We start from the raw sequence: 8,074 nt of genomic DNA on the forward strand, positions 1-8,074 counted from the left end.
CTTCGACTTCGCTCAGTAACCAAAAGGCGCGAGGTTTTACGGCGAAGTTGATAAAAAGGCGCATCATGCGCCTTTGTTTTTTGTCACAAAACTTGATTATCCCTGTAATTCATCCGACAATCAGCACATCTTTTTGTCCACTCAGTTAAAGACCATGACTAACGCCAAAGACAACTCTACTACTCACTTCGGCTATCAAACCGTTAAAACAGAAGAAAAAGTCCAAAAAGTTGCTGAAGTATTCCATTCAGTTGCTGCCAAATACGATTTAATGAACGATTTGATGTCAATGGGTATTCATCGTTTGTGGAAACGTTTTACCATTACCTTGTCTGGTGTGCGTCGTGGTCAGCAAGTGCTTGATATTGCAGGTGGCACAGGTGATTTAGCGCGTGTTTTTGCCCGTGAAGTGGGTGCAAATGGTCGAGTGGTGTTAGCCGATATTAACGATTCCATGCTCAAAGTTGGCCGCGACAAATTAATTGATGGCGGTTATACGGGCGTGGAATATGTGCAAGCTAATGCTGAGTGCTTGCCTTTTGCCGACAACACTTTTGATATTATTACCATTGCCTTTGGTTTGCGTAATGTCACCGACAAAGATGCTGCCTTACGTTCTATGTATCGGGTGTTAAAGCCCAATGGCCGTTTATTAGTGTTAGAGTTTTCTAAGCCAATTTATGAGCCTTTATCCAAAGTTTATGATGCGTATTCGTTTAGTGTGTTACCTGCAATGGGGCAACTCATCACCCAAGATGCGGATAGTTATCGTTATTTAGCCGAATCTATTCGGATGCATCCCGACCAAAACACCCTAAAAGACATGATGCAAGATGCAGGTTTTATCAGTTGTGATTACCACAATTTAACAGGTGGTATTGTGGCTTTACATCGAGGCTATAAATAATGTTATTACCGACCGTCATCGCCTTGGCTGCTTTTGAGGATATGCTCAATAAAGCCTTAGACTTAGACCCTGCCACTCGTTTACAACTCAATGCACAAACAGGCAAAAGTTTATTATTAAATATTCAGTACCCCGACTTGAGTATTTTGGTGTTTTTTGATGATGGTAAAGTCCGTTTAACCCCTGCCGAAGACCACTTAAGCTTAGAGCCAACCGCCACTGTAACCGCTACTAGTTTTGATTACATCAAACAAGCGTTTAATAAAGATCAAATGATTACCCAAAGTGGTTTACAACTTGAAGGTGATATTTTCTTTTTACAGACCTTACAACAGATTGGTTTGGCCTTAGACATTGATTGGGAATTTGGCCTAAGCCAATTGATTGGCGATATTCCTGCCCAACAAATTGGCCAAGGTATTCGCAGCTTATTTAGCTTTGCCAAACAAGCAGCACAAAGCTTTTTGATGCATGGTGGTGAGTTTTTACGCGAAGAATCACAACTGTTACCACGCAAATGGCAAGTTGATGACTTTATTGAAGAAGTACAAGAACTTCGCACCGATATTGAGCGTCTAGAAGCACGTATTGCGTTATTAAAAGAAAAAATTTCATCCCCTCACCCCAACCCTCTCCCTGATGGGGAAAGGGAGCAAAATAGCTAAGGAATTATAGGATGCTTCAACATCTGCCCCGTTTATTAGAAATCTGGCGTATTTGTGCGGCCTATCGTTTAGATACCCTGATTCCCGCAGATGCGCCTGTTCCACTGCCTGTTAAATTAGGTTTATTCATTTTACGTATTCACCCTGCATGGTGGTCTAACCCTGTGTTAACCACCTATGATGATGGTGAGCGTTTGCGCTTAGCCCTACAAGAGCTAGGTGTGTTATTTATTAAACTCGGTCAGTTATTATCCACACGCGCCGATTTATTACCGCCTAATTGGATTGCCGAACTCAGTAAACTACAAGATCGAGTCCCGCCCTTTGAGAGTTTGTTAGCCACACAAATTGTTGAGCAACAACTAAATGCACCACTGGCAGATATTTTTAGCTCTTTTGAACAAACACCGTTAGCCGCCGCCTCCATTGCCCAAGTGCACACCGCCACCTTAGTCGATGGTCGTGAGGTGATTGTTAAAATTGTTCGTCCCAACTTAGAACAAGCGATTAGCCAAGATTTTGCTATTTTAAAAACTGCCTCCTTGTGGTTAGAAGAACGCACACCTGCCGCCGCCGCCCTACATTTACATCATGTGGTTTGTGATTACGAACAAGTTTTATTAAGTGAAATAGACTTGCTCCAAGAAGCCGCAAACACCACACGAATGAGAAATAACTTTCCAAACTCTTCGTTGATTTATATACCCGAAGTGCATCATAAATGGTGTCGTTCGCAAGTGATGGTGGCTGAACGGATTTATGGTGTACCAATTTCCGACAAAAAAACCTTCATCGAAAAAGGCGTTAATTTACAAGTCTTAGCCGAAAAAGGCTTAACGATATTTTTTACGCAGGTGTTTAATCACAACTTTTTTCATGCTGATATGCACCCTGGTAATATTTTTGTTGATATTTCTAAGCCAGAAAATCCTAAATATATTGCCTTAGATTGTGCAATTATGGGTGAATTAAGCGACACCGACCATTTAACGGTTGCGCGTTTAATGATGGCCGTAATGCAACATGACTTCCAACAATTGATTAATATTGCAGCGCAAGCGGGCTGGATTCCACCGTCAACAGATATTCCTGCTCTTACCCGCGAGATGCGCCGTCTGTTAAGCCCGATGTTACAAAAATCGATTGCTGAATTGGATTTTGCACCAATTTTAATGGATATTTTAGAAGTTGCACGACGCTATCATTTGGAAATCCCGCCCCAATTAGTCTTATTGCTAAAAACATTAGTCCATGTTGAAGGCTTGGGTCGAGAGCTTTATCCTGATTTAGATATTTGGTCATTAGGCAAGCCATTATTGGCTCAATGGTTAAGCACTCGCCTAAACCCTGTTGAGTCAATGAAAAAACTCGGCCAACAAACCCCTGCTATGGTCTTAGGTTTAGCCGAATTGCCCAATTTGATTTATGATAGTTTGCGTGGTTTAAAACAAAATAACGCATGGCAAGAAAAACAATGGCGTGAGCTACAAAACTTACACTATCAATTAGCCCAAAGTCGTCGCCAAGATTGGTTAGCCTTTTTAGCGGTATTAACGGGTGCAGCGGGGGTGAGTGCTAGTGATGGATTGTTTGCGCTAATTTGTGCAGGTTTAGTGGTTATCGCCGTCATTTGGCGAGTATTGGTGTAATGAAAATTTATTTAGAAATTTTACAAAAAGAGCTAGGAACAGATGGCCTATTACGTTTTTTGCAACAATTTGAACGTGGTACAGGTGATTACACACTTTCTCGTCAAAATACACAAACTCCCGATAGTGTTGACTCATTGGTCGCAGAGATTATGGCCAATCGTACTGGTAATAAATTATGACTTTTCTCGATACTGTAAAATTTGACGAACAAGGTTTAATTCCTGCCATTGCCCAAGATGCACAAACAGGTCGGGTATTAATGGTCGCATGGATGAACCGCGAAGCCTTGCAATTAACCGCAGACACCAAACGTGGTGTTTATTGGTCACGCTCACGCAAAAAACTTTGGCATAAAGGTGAAGAATCTGGTCACATTCAAGTTGTCAAAGAAATACAATTAGATTGTGATGCTGATGTTATCATTCTACAAATTGAACAATTAGGCGGAATCGCCTGCCACACAGGACGCCAATCATGTTTTTATCGTACACTAGACGATAATCAACAATGGCAAATTGTTGAACCTGTGTTAAAAGACCCTAATGCCATTTACGAGCATCCCAAACATGACCACTGATATTTTAGCCGAACTTGATAAAATTTTAGCCGAACGCAAAAATGCGACAGCAGAATCTTCCTATGTAGCTAGTCTTTATCATAAAGGCCTTAACAAAATTTTAGAAAAAGTTGGCGAAGAAGCGACTGAAACCATTATTGCCGCCAAAGATGCAGGCTTATCAGGTAAAACTGACGATTTAATTTATGAAACTGCCGATTTGTGGTTTCATACGCTTGTCATGTTGGGGCATTTTAATATTCCGTCCCAAGCAATTATTGACGAATTGGCTCGTCGCTTGCATATTTCGGGACACGCTGAAAAAGCAGCTCGTCAACACACGACCAAATAAGAGGTACTATTATGGCCGGTTTATCAATCTCTCACTTATTGATTATGTTAGTTGTAGTCGTGTTATTGTTCGGCACATCCAAACTCAAAAACTTAGGCAAAGACTTAGGTGGTGCGATTAAAGGCTTCAAAGACTCCATGAAAGATGGCGAACAAGCCGCTGCCAACCCACAAACACCGCCACCTGCTCAAATTAGCCAAAACGCGCCAATTGATAGCACTGCAACTCCTGTTAACACTGCCAAAAAAGATACTGTGTAATGTTTGATGTTGGTTTTAGCGAGTTAATTTTATTGGGGATTGTTGCCCTTGTTGTTCTTGGTCCTGAAAAACTCCCCCATGCAGCTCGCATGGCTGGCGCATGGCTTGGCCGTATTCGTCGTACGGTGATTGACATTCAAGCAGAAATTGAAAAAGAAGTCTCTGCCGCCGAACTTAAACAACGCATGAACGATGAAATTGCTCGGCTAAAAGCAGCAACTAACCCTATTGAAGAAGAAATCAAAGCGGTTGAAAACACCATTCATCAACAAATGACTGATGCCTCACAAACTGTTGATGCTGCGCCTGCCTATTTGGCACAACAAACGCCCCCCATCAATAATAATGAGCCTCAAGAAAATAATTCTGTACCAACTGCACCCTCTTTGCCACCTAGCAAAGTTAACTTAATAAAATCCTAAGACTATGAGTGATTTAGACAACAAACAAGATGAAATGCCCCTTGTGGCGCATTTAATTGAACTACGCACTCGTTTGATGCACATGATTGGTGCAACATTGTTAGTTTTTTTTGTCTTAGTGGCTTTTAGAAACGATTTATATACTTTGCTCGCTGCTCCACTACGCCAATTATTACCTGTTGGCAGTAGCATGGTGGCTACCGATATTACGTCTTCTTTTTTAGCTCCCTTTAAACTGACTTTTTTTGTGTCATTTTTTATTGCTATTCCTTATGTGCTTTATCAAGTATGGTCTTTTATTGCGCCTGCTTTATACAAACATGAGAAAAAACTAGCTATTCCCCTCCTCGTTTCTAGTGTTATCTTATTTTATATTGGTATTTCGTTTGCTTATTTTGTGACTTTAGGGCCAGTGTTAAAGTTTTTTGTCAGTGTTGCCCCCGAAAATGTCGATTTTATGACCGACATTAATGCTTATTTAGATTTTTGTATTAAGTTCTTTTTAGTTTTTGGTTTTACTTTTGAAATTCCTGTGGTGGTATTAATTTTAATTATGGCAGGCATTATTAGCACCGAAAGCTTAGCCGAAAAACGCCGTTATATTATTGTTATTTGTTTTGCGATTTCGATGTTTGTTACTCCACCCGATGCGCTGTCGATGACGGTGCTTGCTGTGTTAATGTGGATGTTGTTTGAAGTGGGTTTGTTTTTTGGTAGATTTTTGGAGAAGAAAGAAAAAGAGGAGTAAATACGCCTCACCCCTCCAACATAAAAGTCACTGGCCCATCATTACACAAGCTAACTTTCATATCGGCAGCAAAAATGCCAGTTGCCACTTGTGCATGTTGTTGCCGAGCCTGCGTCACAAAATATTGATATAACTGCTCTGCTAATACTGGATTAGCCGCACTCGAAAAGCTTGGCCTTAAACCTTTTTTGGTTTCTGCGGCTAAGGTAAATTGTGATACCACTAATAAACCACCACCAATATCTTTAACACTCAAATTCATTTTACCTTGTTCATCGGCAAAAATACGGTAATTTAAGACTTTATGAAGCAATTTATCGGCTTGTTGCTCGGTATCTGCCTGCTCTACACCAAGCAGCAACAACAATCCCTGCTCGATTGCACCAACCACCTCTCCATCAACAACCACTTGTGCATGGCTGACACGCTGAATCAAACCTTTCATGAACACACTCATTTAAAACCCCCTCTCCCATTGGGAGAGGGTTGGGGTGAGGGATTACGCCAATCTCAAGGCAAAATCATTCGTTGCTTTCACTAAAGCATCAATAATCCCTGCTTCTGCTGCTGAATGCCCTGCATCACGAATAATATGTAGTTCGCTACGTGGCCATGCCTTATGTAAAGCAAATGCACCATCTAATGGACAAACCACATCATAACGACCATGCACAATCACGCCATCAATATTTTCTAGTTTATGTGCATCTTTCAATAATTGATTCGGTTGCATAAAAATATCATGGGCAAAATAATGACTTTCAATACGCGCTAACGATAAAGCAACATGCGGATCAGCAAAATGATGCACCACATTAGGGTTAGGTTTTAGCGTTGAACACATCCCTTCCCACACTGACCACGCCTTTGCTGCGGCCATTTGTGCCAACTCATCTTCACCTGTTAAACGCCGATGGTATGCGCTCATATAATCATGGCGTTCTTCGGGAGGAATGGCTTTTTCATAATCTTGCCACGCATCAGGAAAAATACGATTTGCCCCCTCTTGATAAAACCATAATAAATCTTCACGTCTGCACAAAAAGATGCCGCGTAAAATTAAACCTAAAACCCGTTGTGGATGCGCTTCTGCATAAGCAATGGCTAGCGTTGATCCCCATGACCCACCAAAAATAAGCCATTGCTCTATCCCTAAATGCTGACGAATTTGCTCCATATCAGCAATTAGATGAGGCGTTGTGTTATTTTCTAAACTGGCATGGGGCGTGGATTGCCCTGCACCACGTTGATCGAATAACACAATTCGGTAAGCAGTCGGATCAAAAAAACGCCGATGCCACGGTTGTGTACCAGCACCCGGCCCACCATGTAAAAAAACTACAGGAATGCCTTTGGGATTACCACTTTCTTCAATATATAAATGATGTGTGTCATCCACTTGTAAGTGAAATTGATGATAAGGCTGAATTTCTGGATAGAGTGTTAACATAACGATTCCCTAAAGTATTTTTTTCAAGAATACTGGATTTTTTAACAAATAACCAAACTCTGTTTTGCTTAACTTGTTCACAGTGTTTACAATTGGCCTAGAATTTTTATCGCGAGACCAACAATGGCCGACTTGCCCCTGTTACTTGATGCTCAGCAACTACTTGATAATCTTCATCATCCTGAATTATTAATTGTCGATTTGTGCAAAAAATCGGTTTATCAACAAGCACATATTCCTAATGCGGTATGGGTTAATACCCGCGATTTAGTGTCAGGTGAGCTACCAGCAACAGGCAAACTACCCTCAGTTGAACAATTACAACAACTATTTGCCAATATTGGTTTAACGGCAAATAAACATTTGGTTGTTTATGATGATGAAGGCGGCGCATGGGCTGGGCGTTTTATTTGGACATTAGATATTATTGGCCACAAAAACTACTCCTATTTAAACGGCGGTTTACATGCATGGTTAGCCGCAGGTTTTGCTATTGATAATAGTCCAACAATACCTACAACTAGCAGTCCAAGCATTGATTTTAACGATCAGCCACAAGCTTTATTGGCCGATGTTTTAGCTCATTATCAAGATGCCAACTATGTATTATGGGATGCTCGCTCTATTGAAGAATATACAGGCTCTCGTCTATTAGCCATGCGTGGCGGCCATATTCCCAATGCTGTGCATTACGAATGGAATCAGGTACTTGACAAAGAAAACTCACTTAAACTTCGAGTCTTAAATGAAGTTAAACAAGAGTTGCACCATTTGGGTATCACCTCCGATAAAACCGTGATTGTCTATTGCCAAACCCATCATCGCTCTGGTTTGAGCTATTTAGTTGGAAAATTATTAGGACTGAATATCAAGGCTTATGCGGGTTCATGGAGTGAATGGGGAAATTTACGTGATACGCCAGTGAGTAATTAAACATTTATTGGTCGGGTGATTGCCATTCGACAGGCTCAGGGAACGAAGTGTTGATGGTTGAGCGGAGTCGAAACCAACCATCCTCGCACTTCGACTTCGCTCAGTGTACTTCGTGATTATTTTTTACAG

Annotated in this window: 11 protein-coding genes and 1 pseudogene; 10 read left to right on the top strand and 2 right to left on the bottom strand. The window is 41.1% G+C overall.

Features of this window, described 5'->3' with window-relative positions; translation table 11 throughout:
* Nucleotides 1-178: 178 nt before the first annotated feature.
* The 9 genes and pseudogenes from ubiE to tatC all read left to right on the top strand — a co-directional run.
* A pseudogene (ubiE, locus tag Q0212_RS12015) lies at nucleotides 179-907 on the top strand (bifunctional demethylmenaquinone methyltransferase/2-methoxy-6-polyprenyl-1,4-benzoquinol methylase UbiE); the annotation flags it as partial.
* A complete protein-coding gene (locus Q0212_RS12020; protein WP_297925815.1) occupies nucleotides 907-1,572 on the top strand; it encodes an SCP2 sterol-binding domain-containing protein in 666 nt (221 codons plus the stop codon). The pseudogene ubiE and the gene Q0212_RS12020, both read left to right, overlap by 1 nt.
* An 11-nt stretch (nucleotides 1,573-1,583) precedes the next feature.
* Nucleotides 1,584-3,221, top strand: coding sequence for an AarF/UbiB family protein (locus Q0212_RS12025; RefSeq protein WP_297925817.1), 1,638 nt, complete (start codon nucleotides 1,584-1,586; stop codon nucleotides 3,219-3,221).
* Nucleotides 3,221-3,403, top strand: a complete 183-nt coding sequence (locus tag Q0212_RS12030; RefSeq protein WP_297925819.1) for a hypothetical protein — start codon at nucleotides 3,221-3,223, stop codon at nucleotides 3,401-3,403. The genes Q0212_RS12025 and Q0212_RS12030 overlap by 1 nt, the downstream gene beginning before the upstream one ends.
* Nucleotides 3,400-3,801 carry a phosphoribosyl-AMP cyclohydrolase gene (hisI, locus tag Q0212_RS12035; protein WP_297925821.1) on the top strand — a complete coding sequence of 134 codons (402 nt, stop codon included), beginning with the start codon at nucleotides 3,400-3,402 and terminating at the stop codon, nucleotides 3,799-3,801. Before Q0212_RS12030 ends, hisI begins: the two co-directional genes overlap by 4 nt.
* Nucleotides 3,791-4,132, top strand: coding sequence for a phosphoribosyl-ATP diphosphatase (locus Q0212_RS12040; protein WP_297925824.1), 342 nt, complete (start codon nucleotides 3,791-3,793; stop codon nucleotides 4,130-4,132). Before hisI ends, Q0212_RS12040 begins: the two co-directional genes overlap by 11 nt.
* A gap of 11 nt (nucleotides 4,133-4,143) precedes the next feature.
* On the top strand, nucleotides 4,144-4,392 hold the full coding sequence (gene tatA, locus Q0212_RS12045) for a Sec-independent protein translocase subunit TatA (RefSeq protein ID WP_297925825.1): 249 nt from the start codon (nucleotides 4,144-4,146) through the stop codon (nucleotides 4,390-4,392).
* On the top strand, nucleotides 4,392-4,814 hold the full coding sequence (gene tatB, locus Q0212_RS12050; RefSeq protein ID WP_297925828.1) for a Sec-independent protein translocase protein TatB: 423 nt from the start codon (nucleotides 4,392-4,394) through the stop codon (nucleotides 4,812-4,814). The genes tatA and tatB overlap by 1 nt, the downstream gene beginning before the upstream one ends.
* 4 nt (nucleotides 4,815-4,818) lie before the next feature.
* Nucleotides 4,819-5,562: a twin-arginine translocase subunit TatC gene (gene tatC / locus Q0212_RS12055; RefSeq protein ID WP_297925830.1), complete on the top strand. Its 744-nt coding sequence runs from the start codon at nucleotides 4,819-4,821 to the stop codon at nucleotides 5,560-5,562.
* Nucleotides 5,563-5,569: 7 nt separating this feature from the next.
* Here tatC and dtd read toward each other — a convergent pair whose 3' ends face one another.
* Nucleotides 5,570-6,007 carry a D-aminoacyl-tRNA deacylase gene (gene dtd / locus Q0212_RS12060; RefSeq protein WP_297925832.1) on the bottom strand — a complete coding sequence of 146 codons (438 nt, stop codon included), beginning with the start codon at nucleotides 6,005-6,007 and terminating at the stop codon, nucleotides 5,570-5,572.
* Between the two features lie 54 nt (nucleotides 6,008-6,061).
* Nucleotides 6,062-7,012, bottom strand: a complete 951-nt coding sequence (gene pip, locus Q0212_RS12065; RefSeq protein WP_297925835.1) for a prolyl aminopeptidase — start codon at nucleotides 7,010-7,012, stop codon at nucleotides 6,062-6,064.
* Nucleotides 7,013-7,135: 123 nt separating this feature from the next.
* On the opposite strand from pip, the gene Q0212_RS12070 reads away from it, so the two are divergent.
* The gene (locus Q0212_RS12070) at nucleotides 7,136-7,945 is read left to right on the top strand and encodes a sulfurtransferase (RefSeq protein WP_297925837.1); all 810 of its coding nucleotides are present in this window, start codon (nucleotides 7,136-7,138) and stop codon (nucleotides 7,943-7,945) included.
* Nucleotides 7,946-8,074 lie beyond the last annotated feature (129 nt).

It is taken from the genome of uncultured Agitococcus sp. (genome assembly GCF_937920075.1).
Classification (GTDB): domain Bacteria; phylum Pseudomonadota; class Gammaproteobacteria; order Pseudomonadales; family Moraxellaceae; genus Agitococcus.